Source organism: Jezberella montanilacus (assembly GCF_003003055.1).
GTDB lineage: Bacteria > Pseudomonadota > Gammaproteobacteria > Burkholderiales > Burkholderiaceae_B > Zwartia > Zwartia montanilacus.
The window spans coordinates 118,955-141,470 of the sequence record NZ_PVTV01000012.1 but is presented as its reverse complement, the minus strand read 5'-3'; the positions used below and the strand labels follow the sequence as shown (position 1 = coordinate 141,470).

Here is a 22,516-nt window from a genome sequence, read left to right as displayed (position 1 = left end):
CCTTTACTTAAGCTGGTGACTTAGGTTGAATAACAAAAACGTTTAAACAAATCTATTTCAATACTGCGGTAAAGCACAAATGCCTTTGGTGCCCATGACGCGGATCGAACGCGTGACCTCTCCCTTACCAAGGGAGTGCTCTACCACTGAGCCACATGGGCGCATTCGCCGGGAAACCGACCCCACGAACCATTAAATCTGTACGACTCACCGCTCGAAGTAAGTCCCTTCATTACTGCAACCTTGCCGCTCAACATTTACTGGAGCGGGTGAAGGGAATCGAACCCTCGTCGTAAGCTTGGAAGGCTTCTGCTCTACCATTGAGCTACACCCGCGAGGTCGTTTCAGTAGTTTGGGACCGCTTAAAACAGTTTTCTGGTGGAGAAGGTTGGATTCGAACCAACGTAGGCGCAAGGCCAACAGATTTACAGTCTGCCCCCTTTAACCACTCGGGCACCTCTCCACAAGAGAACCAACGATTATGGGGGAAGTTTTACGTATTGTCAAGTCAACGCGCATCTGTCTGCTGACTTTCGGGTGCGGACCTACCGGTTTACTTGATTAGTTCTGCTTGCTGGTTGTTGGCTCGTTTCGGCGAAGGTGTCTGGCTAAGCTTCGCTGAGCACATCCTTAAGGTTCATTTTTTCTATTACTGCTGAGAAATTGTCCCAATTATGAAATTCAATGAGCATTTGACCTCTACCTTTGGCGTCGGCCTTCAACGTCACTTTCGTATTTAGTTTGTCTGACAACGCCTCTTCAATCCGGGTTAAATCTCGAGATTTAGTCTTATCTTTTTTGTTATTGGTTTGTTGAGAAGTCGTGTCAGCTGCCGTGCGGGTTACTAATTTCTCAGCTTCTCGAACCGACAGGCCCTTGGCGATGATTTGATTGGCCAGTTGGATCTGCGTAGCGGAATCCACCGCTAATAACGCTCTGGCGTGGCCCATATCAATATCGCCAGCTAAAAGCATCGTTTGAACGACTGACGCAAGGTTCAACAACCGCAATAAGTTTGAAGTGGCTGACCGAGAACGACCAATTGCTGCAGCGGCTTGTTCATGCGTTAAGTTGAATTCTTCAAGAAGTCTTTTAACTCCCTGAGCCTCTTCAATTGCACTGAGATCTTCGCGCTGAATATTTTCTATCAGTGCCATGACTGCTGCATGTTCATCCGCTACGTCGCGAATTAATACCGGTACTTCTTCCAGTCCGGCTAACTGTGCGGCGCGAAATCGACGTTCGCCAGCAATAATTTCATAACGAATCGGTGCTTTACTCACCTGGCGCACGAGAATAGGCTGCATGATGCCCTGTGTACGAATGGAGTCTGCTAGTTCAGCAAGGGCCCCTTCATCCATGCGGGTACGTGGTTGATATTTGCCTGCTTGCAGTTGGGAGAGCGGCAACTGATTTGGTCGTGGTTGATTTGACCCAGCATCCAGTACTTCAAGCGATGGGCCGTCTGCGCCCAACAAGACGTCGAGACCTCGTCCAAGGCCTTTTGTTTTTTTCGTTACCATTGCGTTTCCTGTCTTCATTTACTGCACGCCGTTTTCTGTTCGTTCAATTACTTCTTGGGCGAAATCGATATAAGCCTTTGCGCCACGGGATGATTTGTCATAGCTGACGCCGGGGATTCCATAACTAGGCGCTTCAGCCAGACGAACGTTTCTCGGAACAATGGTTTTAAAAACTTTGTCGCCGAAGTGTTGCTCTAATTGTGCAGAAACTTGTTGTTGCAATGTCATCCTTGGATCAAACATCACTCTTAACAAACCAATTAAGGTCAAATCGTTGTTGATGTTGCGATGAACCCGTTTAATCGTATTGACCAAGTCGGACAAACCTTCAAGGGCGAAATACTCGCACTGCATTGGGATTATTACCCCGTGTGCCGCAGCCAATCCATTCAGCGTCAATAGCGATAAGGCAGGCGGGCAATCAATCAGAACAAAGTCATAGCGGTCTGAAACCTGGTCTATGGCCTTCTTTAATTGCAGCTCTCGCTCATTAAAGCCAACTAAGTCAATCTCTGCACCTGCTAGTTCGCGATTTGCGGGGAGGACGTCATAGCCACCTGAATCTGAGGCGACGATGGCTTGCCTTATTTCACATTCGTTGATGAGAACATCGTAAACAGTGTGCTCGATACTACTTTTATCAATCCCGCTACCCATGGTTGCATTGCCTTGGGGATCAAGGTCAATTAACAAGACCCGTTTGGCGTGCGAGGCTAAACCAGCGGCAAGGTTAGTCGTAGTGGTAGTTTTACCGACGCCGCCCTTTTGATTAGCGATACAAAATACGCGCATCATGTTGGATGGTGTGGGTGTAGTCATGGTTGGGTGTTCCTGGTTAGCCAGATCATGCATCTGTGAGCATTTAGTTCGGGTATTTTTAGTTCTTCTGTTTTGAAGAGGGCCCAAGCATTATTGGTCTCAATCTGTTTCAGCTCTTCACCTGGGTATAGACCTTTCATTGCCACCAAGGCGCCATGCTCGCCCACATGCTGGCCAGCTACTGCGATGAAATCTTGTATGGAAGCGAACGCTCTGGAAATAACAACTGAGCAGTTTTTAGGTGGCAGCTGTTCTATCCTTGCATGATTCGCTATCAAATTAGGTAGTTCCAATACACCTGCCATTTGTCGTATGAAGCTAGCTTTCTTGTCGACCGTATCAACGCACTCGACTTGGGTGTTGGGCATCATGGTGGCGATGACTATGCCAGGTAAGCCCGCTCCTGATCCTACGTCCAACACGGTACGCTGAGGTGACACAACTTTGGCCAAATAGGTTTCTAGGGGCTTGATAACCGAGAGGCAGTCGAATATATGCTGAACCAGCATGGCATCAGGATTTCGCACAGCGGTGAGGTTATAAGTTTTGTTCCAAAGGTGTAATTGGTCAACATAATGCAGCAGTTTTTCAATCTCTGTGGCTTGAAGCGTCATATTCAGGGCTGAGCCTGCCTTGATGAGACGCTCTGCGCTCGACTTTGAGGACATCACTTGGTTCATTGAGTCTGGCTATTAGGCCGCGTTGTCTGCTATCTGGGAACCATATTTGATTCTCTTCAGATGGATTAAGAGCAACGAGATTGCGGCTGGTGTGACGCCAGACATGCGCGACGCTTGACCAATCGTCTCAGGGCGATATTGCATGAGTTTTTGTCGGACTTCGAAGGACAAGCTACGGATTTCAGAATAATCAATATCACCGGGTATTGGTTGCAAATCGTGAGACTGCGCTCGAGTGATCTCGTCTTGCTGTCTGGCAATATATCCTTCGTATTTCACTTGTACCTGTACTTGTTCTGCCGCGTCGCCCGGTGGTAAACCGTTTGGCATCTGAACACCGTCGACATAAGGCATTGCCATCAATGTCTGATAAGTAACGCCAGGTCGTTTAAGTAAATCAGATAGTAAGTACTCACGTTCTATCGCTTTACCTAAAGTATTTTCAGCAACGTGCTGCTCGACCATCTTAGGATTTACCCACGTCGATCTTAAGCGCTGGATCTCAGCTTCAACGGATTCACGTTTACGGCTGTATGCCTCCCATCTCTCATCGTCAACCATACCGAATTGCCGTCCAAGGTCAGTGAGTCTCCAATCGGCATTATCTTCCCGTAGACTTAGTCGGTATTCTGCCCTTGAAGTGAACATGCGATACGGCTCGGTAACCCCTTTTGTGACGAGGTCATCGATTAGAACTCCCATGTAAGCTTGATCTCTGCGCAAAACAAATGTGCTTTGCTCTCGAGCTAATCTTGCGGCATTAATTCCGGCGAGTAGTCCTTGCGCAGCTGCTTCTTCGTATCCTGTTGTCCCGTTGATTTGACCAGCAAAAAATAGTCCTTGAATGCTTTTGGTCTCAAGACTGGTTTTCAATTCTCTGGGATCAAAATAGTCATACTCAATCGCATAACCTGGTCGAACAATATGCGCTTGCTCCAGTCCTGGCAAGCTGTGGATAAGATTGAGTTGGACGTCAAACGGCAGACTGGTTGAGACGCCGTTGGGATAGATTTCGTGAGTATCTAACCCCTCAGGTTCCAGAAATATTTGATGGCTGTTTTTGTCGGCAAAACGATGAACTTTGTCTTCAATCGAAGGACAGTATCTTGGCCCTACCCCTTCAATCACTCCGCTATACATTGGCGACCGATCTAATCCGCTTCGAATAATATCGTGCGTTTTTTCGTTCGTATGAGTAATCCAACAAGAGACTTGCTGTGGATGAAGTTCTCGGGAACCTAAAAAAGAAAAAACCGGGATCGGATCTAGATCACCTGGTTGCTCTTCCAAAACAGCGTAATTAATTGAGCGACCATCGATTCGAGGTGGGGTCCCTGTTTTGAGACGACCTTGAGGTAGCTTTAACTCTTTTAATTTTTGACCAAGTCGCGTCGCTGGCGGATCACCAGCGCGACCGGCTGTATAGTTTTGCAAGCCGACATGAATGAGTCCATTAAGAAATGTGCCGGCAGTTAGCACAACTGCTTTGGCTCGAAATTGCAATCCTATCTGAGTAACTGCACCAACGACTTTGTCGCCTTCCACAATAAGATCATCGACTGCTTGTTGAAAAAGCCAAAGATTAGGCTGGTTTTCCAACCGATTGCGAATAGCTTTGCGATATAAAACACGATCAGCCTGGGCCCGAGTTGCTCGAACTGCAGGGCCTTTTGAACCATTTAATATCCGAAACTGAATACCGGCTTCGTCAGTGGCAATAGCCATTGCTCCACCCAAGGCATCAATCTCTTTAACAAGATGTCCTTTTCCAATCCCACCGATTGATGGATTACATGACATCTGACCCAAGGTCTCGATATTATGAGTAAGTAAAAGGGTAGAAGCACCAGACCTAGCAGAAGCGAGCGCTGCTTCTGTTCCTGCGTGGCCACCGCCCACCACTATTACATCGAATATTTTTGGATGTTCCATAACCGATTAGTACTACGTAAGGGGTCGAATTATAGTCCTTGATTGCTAATTCAAAGAATACTTCTCTATTATTGTGGTGAGTGAGATTAACAACTTTAACGTTTGTTTCACGTGAAACATGACAACAAGTAAATAATGAATTTGGATGATGTTTCACGTGAAACATTGATGCCAACCCTGTGGATAACTTTGTGGGTAATAATTGTCTCGCAACCTAAAACTATCTACCAATCCGTACAATTATCAAGCTGCGACAGCTTAAAATTAAACGACTACCCAACTTATAAAATCGATGAAAATAAATACCAAACTACCTGCAGTGGGAACCAACATATTCACTATCATGTCGAAATTAGCGGCTGATCACGAATCCATCAATTTGGGCCAAGGGTTTCCAGACTTTAATCCTGATCCAACATTAATTTCACTAGTAAGTAAGGCAATGAACGATGGATATAACCAATATCCATTCATGACGGGCGTACCAGCTTTGCGACACACAATTGCTGAAAAGATGTTCAAAACTTCTGGTCACCAATATGACGTTGATCAAGAAGTTACCGTCACAAGCGGCGCTACTGAAGCGTTGATGGCTGCAGTTATTTCTTGCGCTGGGCCTGGCGATGAAGTCATAGTTCTGGAGCCATGTTACGACAGCTATATCCCAGCAATTACGCTCTCTAGTGCTACACCCATCTGTGTGCCACTTACACCTCCAACATCTGGCTCAACCACCTTCAGTATTGACTGGGATAGGGTGGCTTCGAGCATTACACCGGCAACAAAAATATTAATACTAAACTTTCCGCACAATCCAACTAGCTCTGTTTTGACAGAAGCGGATCTCGACGAACTAGAACGGTTAAGCAATCAACACGACATATTATTTATTTCGGACGAAGTCTATGAACATATTGTCTTTACCAAAGAAGGCCATAAAAGCTTAGCAACAAGGCCGGCGCTGGCGGCTCGAACTTTTGTTATATCGTCTTTTGGTAAAACCACACACACCACAGGTTGGAAACTGGGCTACTGCTGTGCACCACCAGCATTGACAAATGAACTTCGAAAGGTTCATCAATTCATGGTGTTCACAGTACCTTCGCCTTTTCAATATGCCATGGCGCAATATTGCAAAGATCCTAATACCTACCTGGGTTTAGCAGCCTTCTATCAAGAAAAAAGAGATCATCTTATAAATGGACTTAATCAAACCAGATTTAAACCTTTACCGAGCGATGGCACATTTTTTTTGCTCGCTGACTACAGCGAAATATCAGATTTACCTGAAGCTGACTTCTCAATTTGGTTAACTAAACACCATGGCGTAACCGTCATACCAGTATCTGCCTTTTATTCCGATCCAAGAAGTTCAACATCAAATCACAACATTATTCGATTTTGCTTTGCTAAACAGCCCGCCACTCTTAACGCTGCAATTGATCGACTGATCACAGTATAGATCGAAAACTCAGCTGCTGAGTTCTTTTGCTAGTTAAAAGAAGTTGTAGTCTTTTACGTGTTTTTAAAAAGCAGTTAGTTGTTCTTTAATCTTTTATATATAAAGACTAATGATTAATACAGGTTGTGGATAAGTCGAACAAGTATTAAAAAGCTCAATACATCAGTTCTTTACCTTAAAATTTGACTGGGGATAAACTCTGTTTTGAAGTGGGTACAAAATTGGATAGTTTTTGTAACGGAAACAATTCTGTCACTTATGCAAAAACTATCCTCATTCTTTGCACAAACTGTTCTCCCTAGTTATCCACAACCACAATTTTTAGCAATATGGTTTGAAAACAACAGTAGCTACTACTGCAAACCCCTGTAAGAAAAATGAAGCAGATTATTTTCCTATGCAAAAGTGCGAGAAAATTTCGCCTAACAGATCATCTGGTGTCACTTTTCCCGTTATTGAACCTAACTCGTCATGAGCCAGGCGTAATTCTTCAGCAAACAAGTCCAGTACGCGGTCGTCTAGCGCGGCATGCACAGCAGCCGTCTCTATGTGAACCATTGCCTTAGCCAGAGCGCCTGTGTGCCGTTGTCGAGCCATCCAGGGGGATTCCTGACTTGGTTGCCAACCAGCGAGTGCCAGTAAACGGGATTTGAGTTCGTCTATCCCTTCGCCGGTTTTTACCGAAATGCTTAATTCGTCAGATTCAGGGCTAACCGAGTCAACCAGATCCAGCTTATTAATGACTGTTAAAACAGTACTCGATCGTGCCCGGCGCCTGTCAATCTCGGTATCCAGCTGTCTTTGAGGGTTCAAGGCGTCGATGAGGTGAAGGACTACATCAGCCTGCTCAATAGCTGTCCAGGTGCGTGCAATCCCAATCGCTTCAATCTCGTCACTTGTGTCTCGTAAACCCGCTGTGTCGGTAACAGTGACCGGAATGCCATCGAGTTGTATTAAATGAGTAATCTTGTCACGCGTCGTGCCGGCAATATCTGTCACGATTGACACATCATCCGCCGCCAATACATTCAGTAGGCTTGATTTACCAGCATTGGGAGCGCCTGCCAGAACAACATTTAAGCCCTCCCGCAAAACGAGACCCTGTTGACATCTTGAGAGTATCAAGGCAAGTCGGCTCTCTATTTCGCTTAGTTTTGTACGTGCTTGATACTTTTCCAGAAAATCTATTTCTTCTTCGGGGAAATCGAGCGTAGCTTCCACCAGCAATCTTAAACGTAAGATAGCTTCGGCTAAGTCATTGATCTGCTTGGAAAACTCTCCGGACAGTGATGCCATCGCTGCACGTGCAGCCGACTCAGAAGATGCGTCGATAAGATCCGAAACAGCCTCTGCTTGAATAAGATCGATCTTATTGTTTAAGAAAGCGCGCTCTGTAAACTCACCTGGTCGCGCAGGTTGTAGATGGAAGGGTTGCCCGATTGATAAACAATGTTTAAGGATTTGTCTAACGACTGCTTGCCCACCATGGCATTGAATTTCAAGAACATCTTCGCCTGTAAATGAATGAGGCGCTTGAAAATGAATAACAATGACTTGATCGATGGTGATCCCGTCCATCCCAATAATAGGTAAATAATGGGAGTGACGGTCGATCAAAGGCCGTTGTAGCAGTGCCATGATAAAGGGCCCCAATCGGGGCCCTGAGATTCTTACTACGCTGATTGCACCGCGACCGGTAGCGGTCGCGATAGCAATAATGGGTAAACGATGCCCGCTCATAGCAGATTGTTAGATACCTATTTAACTGGATCGTTAGCTGCAGTGGTTAACTTTCGAGTGATATACCATTGTTGCGCAATTGATAAGGTGTTATTGATACACCAGTACAAGACCAGGCCTGCGGGAAAGAAAAACATCATCCCGCCAAAAACGAGTGGCATGAACATCATGACTTTAGCCTGGACTGGATCAGGTGGTTTGGGATTTAAACGCATTTGCAAGAACATCGTACCCATCATAATTGCGGGCAGAATAAAGTAAGGATCTTGAACCGCTAAATCTTGCACCCAAAAAATCCAAGGCGCTCCACGCAATTCAACACTATTTAACAGCACGTTATAAAGAGACAGAAACACCGGAATCTGAATCACAATCGGGACACATCCACCAAGAGGATTGATCTTCTCTGTGCGGTACATTTCCATCATTGCTGTATTTAGCTTTTGGCGGTCGTCACCAAATTTTTCTTTTAAAGCTTGAAGACGGGGTGATACCTGTTTCATCTTGGCCATGGACCGGTAGCTGGCTGCCGAGAGAGGGTAAAAAGCAGCTTTAATGAGCACAGTCAGAGCGATGATGCTCCAGCCCCAGTTACCAATAAGTTTATGAATCCAAGTCAACAAAGAAAACACGGGTTTGGCAATAATACTGAGCATGCCGTAATCAACAACCTGGTCTAAACCGGGCGCAATTGCTTCGAGCGCGTTCTGGTCCTGCGGACCCACCCAAAGTGTTGCGGGGATAGTGACGGCTTTACCGGCCGGGATCAGACCGGCAGATTGAATACTGTTAACGGAAAACAAATTTTTATCGTGCTCGACGATCGCGACGTGCCGAGCGACACCTTTGGTAGGTACCCAGGCGGTTAAGAAATAATGTTGGATCAAGGCAAACCAACCATCATTAGCCGTCTGTTTAATTGGCTTATTTTTCTCTTTGCTCTTTTCGATTTCAGAGAAAGTGAATTTCTCGTATTTGTGCTCGTCTGTATATATCGCCGGGCCAATGAAACTAGCTGGCCCGCTCGATACGCCTCCCAACCACCCGGGCAACCAACTAGCACTGGTCGATTGCTGATCAGCAGGCTGACCGTCTCGCGTGATTTGCAAAAAGAGTTCTGGTGAAATGTCGGCAGTCGTTTGATTGTCAATCGAATGATCTACGTGAATAGCATAACTGCCACGGTGGAAGGTAAACGATTTCGTTAGCGTTACCCCGCTTGCTTCTGCAGCGAAGGATACTTTTAAAGTGTCCCCTTTAAGTTCAAGTGAATCGCTGGCAAGTTTGAAATTTGAAGCATACGTTGGGAGATTGGATGTCCCAGGAGCACCAACTAAACCAGACTGAACAATATAGATGTGGCCATCCTTATGCTGCAAAAGAGGCGTAGGCATCTCGGAGTTAGCAGTTAATGGGTAATTCAGTAAGTCAGCTTGAATTAACTCAGCGCCGTGAAGGTCGAACGTAAGTTTTAAAACATCTGTTTTAACTACGATTAACTCTTTTGCGCCGGTGACACCGGTACCGGTTGCAGAAACAGAACCTGCAGCGTTTGCCGTTGTGTTGCCAACAGTGTTTGTAACTGGAGCCCCGGACTTATCGAGGGTAGTTGGGGTCGCCGCGGTAACTGAAACAGGTGACTTGACAGCTAAAGGCGCCAACTTGCTTTCATGCGCCTGCCAGTTACTCCAGAGCATCAGCAGTGAAAGAGAAAAAATCATTAAGAGGATCGTGCGTCGAATATCCATTCTTGCCCAATAAATGTGTAACCAGTCTCGAGAGGCTGGGAGTTTAGCTTTTAATCTGTGTTTTTGTGTGTCGTAATTGGCGGAACCGGGTCTGCGCCGCCTGCGCACCAAGGATGACAGCGGCCAAGGCGACCTGCCGCAAGTGCTAAGCCTTTCAAAGAACCATGGACCTCAATTGCCTCAACAGCATAAGCCGAGCATGTTGGTGTGAACCGACACGATTGACCCAGCCAAGGACTTAAAAAAAACCGATAGGCCTTGATCGGAGCAATCAATAATTGCTTGATCATCTGCTTGCCGTCGTTATCGAGCGAGCGCGAGCGAAATGAGCGTCTGCCTCTGCCCGCGCCAGTCGTTTTAGAGCGGTAAGTGAACAGATATCAATCCTTTTGTGGAGACGGAAGACGTAATCAGCAGCCGGCAGCTCTAGTCTTTGCAGACGAAATGATTCACGAATCACCCTTTTCAAGGCGTTTCGAGTTGTTGCCAGTTTGGCATGTCGTTTTGCCATGATTAGCCCCAGTCTTGCCGTCGACGCATCAGCTAAAGTATCGGTAGTTTGATCCACCGGCTTTAGTTTAGTTGCTGTGACGGCGAAAAGAGCACCCCGACCAATTCGCCGGCCTGCGAGGGCATCGGCATATTCAGAAGGAAGATGCAGGCGCGCCGTTGGAGGGAACGAAGCGCTAGGCATAGTGGTTAAATCTAAAAGTGCTGGCGCAAATAATGCCAGAACGAGGGATTAGACCGCCAGACGCTTGCGGCCTTTGGCGCGACGAGCGTTAATCACAGCACGACCACCGCGAGTTTTCATGCGAACACGAAAACCATGAGTGCGTTTGCGACGGGTAACGGAAGGTTGGAAAGTACGTTTCATGATGGATAACCCAAATCAAAGAGCAAAAATAGCGGGATAAATCCCGTAAAGCCCTCCATTTCATCAAAAATAATCAATTTAGTCAAATATTTAGGTTGTGAATAGGGAATTTCACGCACGTCTCCCTGTGGATAACTTTTTCATGGCAGGGTAGAATCAGGGTTTACATAGTGAGAAATATGAACGAGTTTTGGCTGTCCTGCGTAAACCATCTAGAGCAGGATTTTCCCCCGCAACAAATCAGCGCTTGGATCAGGCCGTTGGTTCCGCTTGACTTTAACGAGTCCGAAGCGGTTTTGCGGCTATCGGCGCCAAATCGTTTCAAGCTTGATTGGGTCAAAAAGAATTTCTCAAATCAAATAGAACAGTACGCGACGGATTGGTTCAAAAAGCCAGTCAGATTGCATCTCGAGTTGCAGGCGGGGAATGACGCAACAAATGCCTCAGGTAAGCCCAACGATGTTCACTCAGGTGCACTAGCCATACCCGCAGGGCTAGCCGCACGAGTGTCGGAAAACAACCCAGCGGCGGCTGCCGCGGCAAACGAGGTTCGGCAAGAATCCGTTACGGCAGTCGTGCAAGCGGTCGACGAGAAGTCACGCTTAAATACTGATCTGACCTTTGAGACTTTTGTGACAGGCAAAGCGAATCAGCTTGCTCGTGCCGCCGCCTTGCAAGTTGCAGAAAACCCAGGCGTATCCTACAACCCATTGTTTTTGTATGGCGGGGTTGGTCTGGGTAAGACGCATTTGATCCATGCCGTCGGCAATGCGATGATGCAGGCTGGGCTGGGCAAAAAGGTACGTTACGTCCATGCAGATCAATATGTATCTGATGTTGTCAAAGCTTACCAGCGTAAAGCCTTCGATGATTTCAAGCGCTACTATCACTCGCTGGATTTATTGCTGATCGACGATATTCAATTCTTCTCGGGCAAAAATCGGACACAAGAAGAATTCTTCTATGCGTTTGAAGCGATGGTTGCCCAGCGTAAACAAATTATCATCACAAGTGATACATACCCAAAAGAACTCGCTGGTATTGATAGTCGCCTGATTTCACGCTTTGACTCAGGCCTCACCGTCGCGATTGAGCCACCAGAACTAGAAATGCGAGTGGCCATTCTGTTGCGCAAAGCCGAAACTGAAGGCTTGGCAATGCCTGAAGAGGTTGCTTTCTTCATAGCCAAGCATTTGCGCAGTAACGTTCGTGAGCTTGAGGGTGCTTTACGTAAAGTACTGGCGTATGCAAGATTCCATGGCCGAGAGGTTGTCAATGTCGATATCTGCAAAGATGCGCTCAAGGATTTGTTGTCAGTTTCTAGTGGTCAGATAACAGTTGAGAACATACAGAAGACGGTCGCTGACTATTACAAAATGAAAGTCGCTGACATGTATTCGAAACGGCGCCCCGCTAATATCGCCATGCCCCGTCAAGTTGCGATGTACTTGGCCAAAGAATTGACTCAAAAGAGCCTGCCTGAAATCGGTGATTTATTTGGTGGTAGGGACCACACCACGGTATTACACGCCGTTCGCAAGATTTCTGATTTGCGACTAAAACAGAACGACCTCAACCATACGCTGCACGTACTCGAACAAACTCTAAAGGGATAATCGATGCAACTTGTACAGACCCCACGCGATGCTTTGCTCAAGCCACTCTTAACAGTGGCTGGGATTGTTGAACGACGACATACGTTGCCGATCTTGGCAAACATCCTGATGCGTAAACAAGGCGGTAAAGTCTCTTTTATTGCGACGGATCTCGAAGTACAGATCACCACTCACGCCGAATTTGGGGTGGGTGCAGACGACGAATCACTGACCGTTGCCGCACGAAAGCTGGTAGACATTCTGCGCGCGTTGCCCGATGTGGGTGATGTCAAATTGTCAACCGCAAGTAGCAAACTAGCCGTGCAAACCGGTAAGAGCCGCTTCTCTTTGCAAACGCTACCGGCAAATGATTTTCCGGTGATGTCGCAGCCAGAACGCTGGGACGTATCACTAACATTGCCTCGCAAGACACTGAAGCATTTATTCAATATGGTGCACTTCGCCATGGCACAGCAGGACATCCGTTACTATCTAAACGGAATGTTGTTGGTTTTTGAACCAGGCATGCTTCGTGCTGTTTCAACAGATGGCCATCGTCTGGCGCACGGCTCAACGCAGGCAGACGGCATCACCCAGTTAACAGAGGTCATCGTACCGCGCAAGACGGTATTAGAAATGCAACGCTTACTTGATGACAGCGATGAGCCTGTCACGATCGACGTTGCGCCTGGCCAGATTCGTTTCTCATTTGGTCAGGTAGAACTGGTATCTAAACTGGTTGAGGGTAAGTTTCCGGACTTCAAGCGCGTGATTCCGTCTAATTACACTCGCCATTTTGACGTGTCGCGCGAGGCCCTGCAGGGTAGTTTGCAGCGAGCAGCTATTTTGACCTCCGAAAAATTCAGAAGCGTTCGCCTGCAACTGGGTCAGCATTTGTTGAAAATATCTTCAACTAATGCAGAGCAAGAAGAGGCACAAGAAGAGCTAGATATTGATTATGGCCATGAGGCGTTGGATGTTGGCTTTAACGTGAGTTATTTGCTGGATTTTTTGGCAAACGTGAAAACCGAAACGATACGCTGGTCGGTTATGCCTGATGCGAATGCATCAGCCCTGATTACGTTGCCCGAAGAAGACTCGTTCAAGTATGTTGTTATGCCAATGCGGATTTAATTAAAAAATGTCAGAAGAAAAGCAGTTGCCAGTAGACAACGGTGATTACGGCGCCGATTCCATCAAGATGCTAAAAGGCCTCGAGGCCGTTAGAAAGCGTCCAGGTATGTACATCGGTGACACGTCCGACGGTACGGGCTTGCATCATATGGTGTTTGAGGTGGTCGATAACGCGATCGACGAGTCTTTAGCGGGTCATTGTGATGACATCGTCGTGACGATCCATACCGATAACTCAATTTCTGTCACGGATAACGGTCGGGGGATCCCGACAGATATCCATAAAGACGATGAGTTCAGTCGTAGTGCTGCGGAAATCGTTTTGACCGAGTTGCACGCTGGCGGCAAGTTTGATCAGAACTCGTACAAAGTGTCTGGTGGTTTGCATGGCGTAGGGGTTTCCTGTGTTAACGCGCTGTCGTCATGGTTGAAGCTGACGATTCGCCGCAATGGCCAGGTGCACCAAATGGAGTTTCGCAAAGGCGAGCGGGTTGCGCCCTTGGCGGTAACCGGTACAACCGAAAAGCGCGGGACTGAAGTTCACTTTTTAGCAGACACAGACATATTCAACAATGTTGAATATCACTATGAGATTTTGTCTAAGCGCTTGCGCGAATTATCGTTTTTAAACAATGGCGTAAAGATTCGTTTGATCGATCAGCGCCAGGGCAAAGAAGAGAATTTCGCATTTTCGGGTGGCGTAAAAGGTTTCGTTGAGTATATCAACCGGACCAAGACGGTCCTGCACCCTAACGTGTTTTCGGTGAGTACCGAATCCAATGCGGGTGGTACTTTGGTGGGTGTCGAAATTGCGATGCAATGGAACGACAGCTACAGTGAACAAGTGCTTTGTTTCACCAACAATATTCCCCAGCGCGATGGTGGTACTCACCTAACTGGTTTGCGTGCTGCGATGACACGGATTATCAACAAATATATTGCTGATAATGAAATGGCTAAAAAAGCCAAGGTTGAAACCAGCGGCGACGATATGCGCGAGGGTTTGACATGCGTTCTCTCGGTCAAAGTCCCGGAGCCAAAATTCAGCAGCCAGACTAAAGAAAAGCTAGTTTCAAGTGAAGTGCGGCCAGCGGTCGAAGAAGCGGTAGCCCGTACGCTAGAGTCGTGGTTACTCGAAAATCCAATCGACGCGAAAGCATTGTGTGGCAAGGTTGTCGAGGCTGCTCGCGCTCGCGAAGCCGCTCGCAAAGCGCGTGAGATGACACGCCGCAAAAGCGTACTGGAAGGTGCAGGTTTGCCCGGCAAGCTTGCTGACTGCCAAGAGAAAGACCCAGCACTATGCGAACTGTATATAGTTGAGGGTGACTCAGCAGGTGGTTCGGCTAAGCAAGGCCGGGATCGTAAGTTTCAGGCTATTTTGCCGTTACGCGGTAAGGTCTTGAACGTTGAAAAAGCGCGATTCGATAAGTTGATTTCAAGTGAGCAGATCACGACATTGATCACAGCGCTGGGCACAAGCATTGGCCCTGATTTCAATGTCGATAAATTACGTTATCACCGTATCATCATCATGACCGATGCCGACGTTGATGGCGCACATATCCGCACGTTGTTATTGACGCTGCTATATCGTCAGATGCCGCAGTTGGTCGAGCGCGGTTATATCTATATTGCACAGCCCCCGCTTTATAAAGTGAAGGCTGGTAAAGATGAGCGTTATTTGAAGGATGAAGTTGAAGAGACGCAATACATGTTGCAACTCTCGTTGCGTGATGCGCAGCTCATTCCCTCTGAAGGTGCAACCCCCATAGCAGGCGAAGCGTTCGCGGAGCTGGCTCGTCAGTATGTGACAGCCGATGGTGTAATTGCCCGGTTGTCGCGTTTCATGGACGTATCGACTTTGTCGGCAATTGTTGGCGGCGCAACGATAGAACTGGATACGCTTGAGCGTGCTCAGGCAAGTGCTGATCGGATGCAGGCTGCATTGCAAGATCCGTTGCTGCCGAATCAGGTTGAAGTGACAGCTGAATACCATGTAGCGAGCGAAGCGAATAGACTGGTGATTCGTCGCAAGCATCATGGCAATGTTCGGGCAACGGTGCTTGACAACGATTTTGTGGATGGCGCAGATTATGGCGTGTTGGCTCGAGCTGCGGCGACTTTCCAGGGCTTGATCGGTAAGGGTGCAACGGTTGCTCGCGGTGAAGGCGAGAAGCGCAAAGAATCGATGATCGGCGACTTCCGCGATGCCATGCAATGGTTGCGTGGCGAAGCTGAGCGTAACGTGACCAAGCAACGCTATAAGGGTCTGGGTGAGATGAATCCAGAGCAACTCTGGGAGACCACGATGGATCCTAAAGTGCGCCGCTTATTGCGTGTACAAATTGAAGATGCGATTGCTGCAGATGCGATTTTCACTACGTTGATGGGCGATAACGTCGAACCAAGACGCGCGTTTATCGAGACGCATGCGTTACAGGCCGCGAATATTGACGTGTAGTGAATTGAGTTGGTGAAAAAAGCGCTAAGCGTTTCGGCGGCTTAGCGTTTTTTTTTGCTGTTTTCTCTTAGCACAGTTGACGCAACGTCAATAAACCACGAATATCTAACTATAAAATCAAACAAAAACACGGAGACATAAACATGGCAACAAAACGTTGGGCTAATCGCCCTGAAGGTTCGAGCTGGGGTGATTTTGGCGACGATGACCAGCGCGGCAAGATGAATCTCTTGACGCCGGAAAAAGTCATGCAGGGCGTCGCGGAGGTTAAAGTAGGCAAAGCATTCATGCTTTCATTGCCCCTTGATTTGCCTGGTGGCAATGTGTTGAACCCCCGTCGTTATCCGCCAGTTCTTCGTCCGACGCTGCGTGAAGGTCGCCCGAACATGAACGTCAAATTGTTTGACTTCAACAAAGATCAAACCGACGTAGTCAGTGATGACCTGGTTGTGATGCATTTGCAATATTCAACGCAGTGGGATAGCTTGGCTCACGTCGGCTCGATGTTTGACGCGAATGGCGATGGTATCCCCGAAGCGGTTTATTACAACGGTTACCGCGCAGGTACCGATGTTGTTGGACCAGAAAAAGCAGAAGATGCTGGTTATGCTGGTGCAGGTAGTCAAGTCAGCACCTCCTACGCAAAAGCGCTAGGTATCCAGAACATGGCAGAGACTTGCGTACAGGGTCGCGGCGTCATGATCGATTTGCGCGCCAACTTGGGTGACGCGCGCACAAATGTTGGTTACGACGACATGATGCGTATCCTTGAGAAGGACAAGGTCGTGATTGAAAAGGGCGACATGGTTTGCCTGCATACCGGTTTTGCTCAAGCCTTGATTGACATGAAGGGTAATCCTGACGGACATAAACTTGAAAACAGTTATGCAGCGCTCGATGGCCGTGATCAGAAGTTATTAAAGTGGATCACGGATAGCGGTCTCGTTGCATTGATTGCAGACAATTACGCAGTCGAAGCGCATCCAGCAACAAGCCACATTGGCTGCTGCGCTATCCTGCCATTGCATGAGCATTGTTTGTTCAAGCAAGGTATTCATCTCGGTGAGATGTTCTATCTGACTGAGCTGGCTAACTGGCTAAGAGCGCATGGCCGTAATCGTTTCTTGTTGACCGCGCCGCCATTGCGTTTGCCCGGTGCCGTGGGATCACCGTCGTCAGCGGTCGCAACCGTCTAAGCGCTCATGAAGAGCAGCATCCGAATTGGCTCAGGCGCGGCCTGGTGGGGTGACCGCGTCGAACCTGCAGCCTTGAATGCAGAGAAAGGCGATCTTGATTACTTGTGCTTTGAAACCATGGCTGAGGCGACGGTTTCGGCTGCACAAGTGCGGGCGCGCCGCGATCCAAGTTTCCCCGGCTACGACACCTATCTTGACGATAGGATGCGTGCAGTCCTGCCAGCGTGTATGAAACGCGGGACCAAGATCATTACCAATCAAGGCTGGATCAATCCTGACGCTGCGGCTGAGCGAGTTGTTTACTGGCTGCAGGAATTTGGCTTCACGGGCGTCAAGGTTGCGTCGGTTAATGGCAGCTTGATTACAGAGCGCGTCTTGGAGCTGACCGATACGATTCTAGAAAACGGCAAACCCACGTCGACCTTGAAATCAACATTGATTTCGGCGGAAGCCTACCTGGGTGCAGAGCCTATTGTCGAAGCGTTAAAGGGTGGTGCGCAGATCGTCATCACAGGCCGCGTTGCTGACCCGTCGATTTTCCTGGCCCCGATGATGTATGAGTTTGGATGGGATCCCCTCGACCATGTGAAGCTTGGACAAGGGACTGGCATTGGCCACCTGCTTGAATGCGGTGCTCAGGTGACTGGTGGATATTTTTCAGATCCCGGCTTCAAGGATGTGCCTGAGCCGTGGAACTTCGGTTTCCCGATTGCAGAGGTTTCGCCAGATGGTTCAACTGTGCTGAGTAAAGTTGCGGGCACGGGCGGTGCGATTACTTTGCAGACGGTTAAAGAGCAAATGCTTTACGAAGTGCATGATCCAGCCAATTATTTGACCCCTGATGTGGTCGTGGACTTCACTACTGCAAAGATCGAGGTGGTGGGCCCTGATCGCGTTCGCGTCTCAAACATTGGAGGCAAGCCCCGTACACCGACCTTCAAGGTGTCAATGGGATGCACGGAAGGCTTCATCGGTGAGGATATGTTTTTTTATGCGGGGCCCGGTGCGTTAAGACGGGCACAGTTGGCTAAAAAGATTCTTGAAGAACGTTTCAAGATCGTCAAGCTTGACGCAGAGGATGTTCGGATCGACTACTTAGGCTTAAACGCGATTCATGGGGACGCGACACCAGGCAGCGCGCCAGAGCCGTATGAGATAGCAGTTCGAGTTGCGGCACGAACTAAGACACGAGAGGAAGCTGCTAAGGTTGGTCGGGAGATCGATGGTATGGCGGTCTCTGGGATTGCCCACACGGGCAAGCGCGTGCCGCATCAGGATAGAACCCGTGAAGTGATTGGTGTGTGGTCTGGGCTTGTGGATCGCACTCAGCTTGCCCCGACTGTTCGTTATTTCGAGAGCTGAACAAAATGAAAGTCAAACTTCAACATGTTGCGCACGCGAGATCGGGCGACAAGGGTGATACGTCAAACATTGCGGTCTTTGCCTACCAACCAGAGTTTTATCCTTTGCTGAAAGAACAGTTGACGGCTGATCGCCTAAAAGCGTTTTATGCAGGTGCGATCAAAGGGGTCGTTACTCGTTATGAGGCCGATAATATCGATGCACTGAACTTTGTTTGCCAGGGTGCGTTGGGCGGTGGTGTATCGCGTAGCCTTTGTCTGGATAATTATGGCAAAGCTTTGTCAGCCGCCATCCTTGGCTTTGAAATAGAAGTACCTGAGCACTTAAAGACCAAACTGCAAGGCCAGCATTTGCTTGCATGACCGATTCGGGGATGCTGTGAAAAAACATAGAATATTAATAGCAGGCGCAGGGGGTGTTGTTGGTGCAGCCGCGGTTGACCATTTTTCTGCCCAACCAGACTTTGAGGTTCTTGCCTTAGCGCGCCGACCGCTGGATTTGCCCGAAGGTGTGAAGCAGCTTCGTGTTGATTTGACCGATCCGGTTGCGTGTCAAAAAGCAGCCACCGAACTTTCGCATGTGACGCATATTTTGTACGCAGCCTTGTTTGAATTGCCTGATTTGGTGTCAGGCTGGCGCGACCCAAGACAGATGTCGATTAATGAAGCGATGCTGCGCAATTTGCTCGATGCGATTGAGCCCGTTGCCAAAGGCTTGCGGCATGTTTCGTTCTTACAAGGTACGAAGGCGTATGGCGGTCATGTCGAGCCGGCCCCTGTTCCCTGTAAAGAAAGATGGCCTCGCCACAATCATCAAAATTTTTACTGGTTGCAAGAGGATTTTATTCGCGCCAGACAAGCACAAGCTGCTTGGACTTTCACGATATTGCGGCCTCAGGTGGTTTTGGGCTACGCCGTGGCAAGTCCGATGAATGTGATGATTGCCATCGGTGCGTTTGCGGCGATTTTGCGGGAACAAGGCTTACCGTTGACCTTCCCGGGTGGGGGTGATTACGTGAACGGCGCAAGCGATAGTCGTTTGATTGCGCAAGCCGCACATTTTGCGGCGGTTCATGAAATCGCTGCGAACGAAACCTATAACGTGGTCAATGGCGACGGTTTGGTGTGGCGGGACCTTTGGCCCAGTGTCGCTGAACGCTTCGGTATGCCGCTTGGCGGACACGAGCCTTTGTGTTTAAAAGATGAGATGCCTAAATACGAGGCCGTGTGGTCAAGGATCGTTGCTAAGCATGGACTAAAACCGCTGACGCTCGAGCAATTGGCTAATAGCTCCTGGGAGTTCACGGATCGGACCCTCGGGCATGGTTTAGCGCATCCAGCTAATGCGGTGTTGAGTGGCGTAAAACTGCGTCAGCATGGTTTTGCGGGGTGTATTGATACTGAAGATTCGCTTGGATTTTGGTTAGAGAAAATGCAATCACAACGGCTTTTGCCGAGGTAAATCATGCGAGCAGCTTTTGCTATTTTGTTGTCGATTGCGAGTAGCTTGATCAATCCCGCGCAGGCGCAAACCAGCGACAAGCCGATCCGGTTGATTGTGCCCTATCCCGCTGGAGGTACGACGGATTTGCTTGCGCGTGCGATTGCGCCCAAAATGAGTGAACGCTTAGGTCAGACAGTAGTGATTGAAAATAAGGCCGGTGCAGGTGGTGTGATTGGTGCGCAGCAGGTCGCTAAGTCAGCACCCGACGGATTAACGCTGGTGTTTGTGAGCATTGCGTCGCATGGAATCATCCCAGCACTGCAAGAACCACCTCCCTATGACGCAGTGAAAGATTTTGCAGCGATTACGCTGGTTGCGAATACGCCTAATGTTTTGATGGCAAATCCGGACTTTGCAGCAAAGACGGTTAAGGATTTGATTGTTATGGCAAAACAAAATCCGGGCAAAATCAATTTTGGTTCGACCAGTCACGGAGGCTCTCCGCATATGAGCGGTGAACTGCTGAAGCTGATGACGGGCATTGACTTAACGCACGTCCCGTATAAAGGGGGTTCGCCCATGCTGATCGATCTGATGGGAGGACAGATACCCATAGGATTTGATAATTTGCCTTCTTCCATGACTTACATTAAGTCAGGTAAGGTCAAGGCATTAGCGGTGACGACAGCGAAGCGGTGGCCCGGTGCGCCGGACATCCCAACCATGGCAGAGGCGGGTGTCCCTGGATACGAAGTATCGGCCTGGTTTGGTTTGATGGCACCTGCAGGCACTCCTCAGGTAACGATCGATGCCCTTAATGGGGCAGCCGTTGCTGCACTAAAGACTCCCGAGATTGAGAGGCTTTTTTACGAGCAGGGCGCAGAGCCCGTGGGTAATACGTCGCAAGCGTTTCAAACATTTTTGATTAGTGAGCGTGACAAGTGGGATAAGCTTGCGCGAGCCAATCACATCAAGCTGAATTGAGCATGAGTCATGCTTATATTGCCGGTGTTGGTAATACCCCGTTTGGTCGGTTAGAAGGATTCAGTTCGATAGATTTGATGGCGCGTGCGGCGAGTGCTGCCTTGACTGCTGCGCAGTTAAGTAGACAAGAAATCGACGGTGTCTTATGTGGCTACGCGACGACGCTGCCGCACCTTATGTTGTCGACTTTGTTCTGCGAAAAGTTTTCTTTACGGCCGAATTATTGTCACGGCATGCAGGTGGGTGGTGCGACGGGCGCGGCCATGTTGATGCTTGCAAGAGAGCTTGTGGTGAGTGGCCGCTGTCGTCACGTGTTGGTTGTCGCAGGCGAAAACCGTTTGACTGGGCAGACACGCGACAGCTCAATACAAACCTTGGCACAAGTGGGGGATGCGGATTTTGAAGTGCCGAACGGTGCTTCAGTGCCAGCCTATTATGGGTTGATGGCCTCGCGGTATCTGCACGAGACCGGTGTTACCTCAGAGGACTTGGCAGAGTTTGCGGTCTTGATGCGGGGGAACGCCGCAAGGCATCCTGATGCACATTTGCGCGATCCGATAACAGTGGCAGATGTGCTGGCGTCAAAAACCATTGCCGCGCCATTGAGATTGATGGACTGTTGTCCCATATCTGATGGGGCGATGGCGTTGGTCGTTTCGGCCGAGCCTAGATCTGGCGTTCCTGTTCGAATTGCGGGTGCAGGACAGGGGCATTTTCATCAACATCTGACTGCCATGGTTGATGTGCTGAATACAGGCGCTGCGCATGCGGCAAAGCAAGCGTTTGAACAAGCAAACCTCTCGGCTGCTGACATGGATTATCTGGGTATTTACGATTCTTTCACTATCACCTTGGTGATGTTGTTAGAGGAGATAGGTTTTGCACCACGGGCTGGTGCCGTTAAGAGATTACGCGCGGGGGATTTCTCACAACATGGTAATCAGCCGTTGAATACGCATGGTGGGTTGTTATCTTTTGGGCATTGCGGGGTGGCCGGCGGGTTGGCACATACGGCCGAAGCATGGCGACAATTCAATGGGCTGGCTGGCACGAGGCAAGTTAAGTCACCTAAGCATGCGTTTATCCATGCTGATGGTGGCGTGATGTCGTCGCACGTGAGTTTGATTTTGGCGCGAGAGGGCTGAGTCATGTTTGAGAAACCGTCTTCGTCGCCGTTAGCCCAGCCCTTTGTGGATGGCTTGAGTAAACGACAGTTGATGTTTCAGCGTTGTGAAGTTTGTGCAAAGGCACAAACCCTGGCGCGATACGCCTGTCAGTTTTGTGGGACTGAGACGCTCCGTTGGTACGAATCGAAGGGCAACGGCAAGGTGTACAGCGTCACTCAAGTGGGACGCGCACCGTCGGAATCATTTAAGGCGCTTGTACCTTATGCTCTTGCTATCGTTTCGCTTGATGAGGGATTTAAGCTCATGGGGCACACCAGGAATGGTGTTGTGATTGGTGACCGAGTGGTGGCGCACTACTTTGAACACGATGGACAGGTGTTGCTGCGATTTGAAATAGCTTCAAAACCAGAGTGATGCGGGCAGTTACGCTGAT

General features: G+C 48.7%; 20 protein-coding genes and 3 tRNA genes. 11 read left to right on the top strand and 12 right to left on the bottom strand.

Annotated elements, in window-relative coordinates:
• Positions 1-86: 86 nt before the first annotated feature.
• The 7 genes from BCM14_RS06485 to mnmG form a co-directional block, all read right to left on the bottom strand.
• A tRNA-Thr gene (locus BCM14_RS06485) sits at positions 87-161 on the bottom strand.
• Between the two features lie 100 nt (positions 162-261).
• A tRNA-Gly gene (locus BCM14_RS06480) sits at positions 262-335 on the bottom strand.
• Positions 336-376: 41 nt separating this feature from the next.
• Positions 377-463: transfer RNA gene (locus BCM14_RS06475), tRNA-Tyr, on the bottom strand.
• Between the two features lie 145 nt (positions 464-608).
• Positions 609-1,523 carry a ParB/RepB/Spo0J family partition protein gene (locus BCM14_RS06470; RefSeq protein WP_106227405.1) on the bottom strand — a complete coding sequence of 305 codons (915 nt, stop codon included), beginning with the start codon at positions 1,521-1,523 and terminating at the stop codon, positions 609-611.
• Between the two features lie 18 nt (positions 1,524-1,541).
• Positions 1,542-2,342 (bottom strand): ParA family protein, encoded by an 801-nt coding sequence (locus tag BCM14_RS06465; RefSeq protein ID WP_106227196.1) that lies wholly within the window; start codon positions 2,340-2,342, stop codon positions 1,542-1,544.
• Positions 2,339-3,010, bottom strand: coding sequence for a 16S rRNA (guanine(527)-N(7))-methyltransferase RsmG (gene rsmG / locus BCM14_RS06460; protein ID WP_259673462.1), 672 nt, complete (start codon positions 3,008-3,010; stop codon positions 2,339-2,341). Before rsmG ends, BCM14_RS06465 begins: the two co-directional genes overlap by 4 nt.
• A gap of 24 nt (positions 3,011-3,034) precedes the next feature.
• Positions 3,035-4,954, bottom strand: a complete 1,920-nt coding sequence (mnmG, locus tag BCM14_RS06455; RefSeq protein WP_106227194.1) for a tRNA uridine-5-carboxymethylaminomethyl(34) synthesis enzyme MnmG — start codon at positions 4,952-4,954, stop codon at positions 3,035-3,037.
• 292 nt (positions 4,955-5,246) lie between these two features.
• Between mnmG and BCM14_RS06450 the strand changes: the two genes are divergently transcribed.
• Positions 5,247-6,416 carry a methionine aminotransferase gene (locus BCM14_RS06450; RefSeq protein WP_106227193.1) on the top strand — a complete coding sequence of 390 codons (1,170 nt, stop codon included), beginning with the start codon at positions 5,247-5,249 and terminating at the stop codon, positions 6,414-6,416.
• Between the two features lie 387 nt (positions 6,417-6,803).
• Here BCM14_RS06450 and mnmE read toward each other — a convergent pair whose 3' ends face one another.
• The 5 genes from mnmE to rpmH are packed head-to-tail and all read right to left on the bottom strand — an operon-like array spanning position 6,804 to position 10,781.
• Positions 6,804-8,156: a tRNA uridine-5-carboxymethylaminomethyl(34) synthesis GTPase MnmE gene (gene mnmE, locus BCM14_RS06445; protein ID WP_106227192.1), complete on the bottom strand. Its 1,353-nt coding sequence runs from the start codon at positions 8,154-8,156 to the stop codon at positions 6,804-6,806.
• 17 nt (positions 8,157-8,173) lie between these two features.
• A complete protein-coding gene (yidC, locus tag BCM14_RS06440; protein WP_106227191.1) occupies positions 8,174-9,904 on the bottom strand; it encodes a membrane protein insertase YidC in 1,731 nt (576 codons plus the stop codon).
• A gap of 50 nt (positions 9,905-9,954) precedes the next feature.
• Positions 9,955-10,194 (bottom strand): membrane protein insertion efficiency factor YidD, encoded by a 240-nt coding sequence (yidD, locus tag BCM14_RS06435; protein WP_106227190.1) that lies wholly within the window; start codon positions 10,192-10,194, stop codon positions 9,955-9,957.
• Entirely contained in the window at positions 10,191-10,598 is a 408-nt protein-coding gene (locus tag BCM14_RS06430) for a ribonuclease P protein component (protein WP_106227189.1), read from the bottom strand. The genes yidD and BCM14_RS06430 overlap by 4 nt, the downstream gene beginning before the upstream one ends.
• A 48-nt stretch (positions 10,599-10,646) precedes the next feature.
• On the bottom strand, positions 10,647-10,781 hold the full coding sequence (gene rpmH / locus BCM14_RS06425) for a 50S ribosomal protein L34 (RefSeq protein ID WP_023951589.1): 135 nt from the start codon (positions 10,779-10,781) through the stop codon (positions 10,647-10,649).
• A gap of 179 nt (positions 10,782-10,960) precedes the next feature.
• On the opposite strand from rpmH, the gene dnaA reads away from it, so the two are divergent.
• From dnaA to BCM14_RS06375, 10 genes are all read left to right on the top strand, one after another.
• A complete protein-coding gene (dnaA, locus tag BCM14_RS06420; protein ID WP_106227188.1) occupies positions 10,961-12,397 on the top strand; it encodes a chromosomal replication initiator protein DnaA in 1,437 nt (478 codons plus the stop codon).
• A 3-nt stretch (positions 12,398-12,400) separates the two neighbouring features.
• Positions 12,401-13,510: a DNA polymerase III subunit beta gene (gene dnaN, locus BCM14_RS06415; RefSeq protein ID WP_106227187.1), complete on the top strand. Its 1,110-nt coding sequence runs from the start codon at positions 12,401-12,403 to the stop codon at positions 13,508-13,510.
• 7 nt (positions 13,511-13,517) lie between these two features.
• Complete coding sequence (gyrB, locus tag BCM14_RS06410) at positions 13,518-15,971, top strand: DNA topoisomerase (ATP-hydrolyzing) subunit B (protein WP_106227186.1); 2,454 nt, start codon at positions 13,518-13,520, stop codon at positions 15,969-15,971.
• 143 nt (positions 15,972-16,114) lie between these two features.
• Positions 16,115-17,167, top strand: a complete 1,053-nt coding sequence (locus BCM14_RS06405) for a cyclase family protein (protein WP_106227185.1) — start codon at positions 16,115-16,117, stop codon at positions 17,165-17,167.
• A gap of 6 nt (positions 17,168-17,173) precedes the next feature.
• Positions 17,174-18,529, top strand: coding sequence for an acyclic terpene utilization AtuA family protein (locus BCM14_RS06400; protein WP_106227184.1), 1,356 nt, complete (start codon positions 17,174-17,176; stop codon positions 18,527-18,529).
• 5 nt (positions 18,530-18,534) lie between these two features.
• Positions 18,535-18,891 carry an AtuA-related protein gene (locus tag BCM14_RS06395; RefSeq protein WP_106227183.1) on the top strand — a complete coding sequence of 119 codons (357 nt, stop codon included), beginning with the start codon at positions 18,535-18,537 and terminating at the stop codon, positions 18,889-18,891.
• A gap of 16 nt (positions 18,892-18,907) precedes the next feature.
• Entirely contained in the window at positions 18,908-19,990 is a 1,083-nt protein-coding gene (locus tag BCM14_RS06390; RefSeq protein WP_259673461.1) for an NAD-dependent epimerase/dehydratase family protein, read from the top strand.
• Between the two features lie 3 nt (positions 19,991-19,993).
• On the top strand, positions 19,994-20,956 hold the full coding sequence (locus BCM14_RS06385; RefSeq protein WP_106227181.1) for a tripartite tricarboxylate transporter substrate binding protein: 963 nt from the start codon (positions 19,994-19,996) through the stop codon (positions 20,954-20,956).
• 2 nt (positions 20,957-20,958) lie between these two features.
• A complete protein-coding gene (locus BCM14_RS06380; protein ID WP_106227180.1) occupies positions 20,959-22,101 on the top strand; it encodes a thiolase family protein in 1,143 nt (380 codons plus the stop codon).
• Positions 22,102-22,104: 3 nt separating this feature from the next.
• Positions 22,105-22,497 (top strand): Zn-ribbon domain-containing OB-fold protein, encoded by a 393-nt coding sequence (locus BCM14_RS06375; protein WP_106227179.1) that lies wholly within the window; start codon positions 22,105-22,107, stop codon positions 22,495-22,497.
• Positions 22,498-22,516 lie beyond the last annotated feature (19 nt).

Coding starts and splice junctions, on each gene's coding strand:
- yidC (WP_106227191.1), bottom strand. CDS start 9,904: ATGGATATTCGACGCACGATCCTCTTAATGATTTTTTCTCTTTCACTG.
- yidD (WP_106227190.1), bottom strand. CDS start 10,194: ATGATCAAGCAATTATTGATTGCTCCGATCAAGGCCTATCGGTTTTTT.
- mnmG (WP_106227194.1), bottom strand. CDS start 4,954: ATGGAACATCCAAAAATATTCGATGTAATAGTGGTGGGCGGTGGCCAC.
- BCM14_RS06450 (WP_106227193.1), top strand. CDS start 5,247: ATGAAAATAAATACCAAACTACCTGCAGTGGGAACCAACATATTCACT.
- BCM14_RS06380 (WP_106227180.1), top strand. CDS start 20,959: ATGAGTCATGCTTATATTGCCGGTGTTGGTAATACCCCGTTTGGTCGG.
- rsmG (WP_259673462.1), bottom strand. CDS start 3,010: ATGTCCTCAAAGTCGAGCGCAGAGCGTCTCATCAAGGCAGGCTCAGCC.
- BCM14_RS06400 (WP_106227184.1), top strand. CDS start 17,174: ATGAAGAGCAGCATCCGAATTGGCTCAGGCGCGGCCTGGTGGGGTGAC.
- BCM14_RS06465 (WP_106227196.1), bottom strand. CDS start 2,342: ATGACTACACCCACACCATCCAACATGATGCGCGTATTTTGTATCGCT.
- gyrB (WP_106227186.1), top strand. CDS start 13,518: ATGTCAGAAGAAAAGCAGTTGCCAGTAGACAACGGTGATTACGGCGCC.
- BCM14_RS06470 (WP_106227405.1), bottom strand. CDS start 1,523: ATGGTAACGAAAAAAACAAAAGGCCTTGGACGAGGTCTCGACGTCTTG.
- BCM14_RS06395 (WP_106227183.1), top strand. CDS start 18,535: ATGAAAGTCAAACTTCAACATGTTGCGCACGCGAGATCGGGCGACAAG.
- BCM14_RS06430 (WP_106227189.1), bottom strand. CDS start 10,598: ATGCCTAGCGCTTCGTTCCCTCCAACGGCGCGCCTGCATCTTCCTTCT.
- BCM14_RS06385 (WP_106227181.1), top strand. CDS start 19,994: ATGCGAGCAGCTTTTGCTATTTTGTTGTCGATTGCGAGTAGCTTGATC.
- dnaN (WP_106227187.1), top strand. CDS start 12,401: ATGCAACTTGTACAGACCCCACGCGATGCTTTGCTCAAGCCACTCTTA.
- mnmE (WP_106227192.1), bottom strand. CDS start 8,156: ATGAGCGGGCATCGTTTACCCATTATTGCTATCGCGACCGCTACCGGT.
- BCM14_RS06405 (WP_106227185.1), top strand. CDS start 16,115: ATGGCAACAAAACGTTGGGCTAATCGCCCTGAAGGTTCGAGCTGGGGT.
- dnaA (WP_106227188.1), top strand. CDS start 10,961: ATGAACGAGTTTTGGCTGTCCTGCGTAAACCATCTAGAGCAGGATTTT.
- rpmH (WP_023951589.1), bottom strand. CDS start 10,781: ATGAAACGTACTTTCCAACCTTCCGTTACCCGTCGCAAACGCACTCAT.
- BCM14_RS06375 (WP_106227179.1), top strand. CDS start 22,105: ATGTTTGAGAAACCGTCTTCGTCGCCGTTAGCCCAGCCCTTTGTGGAT.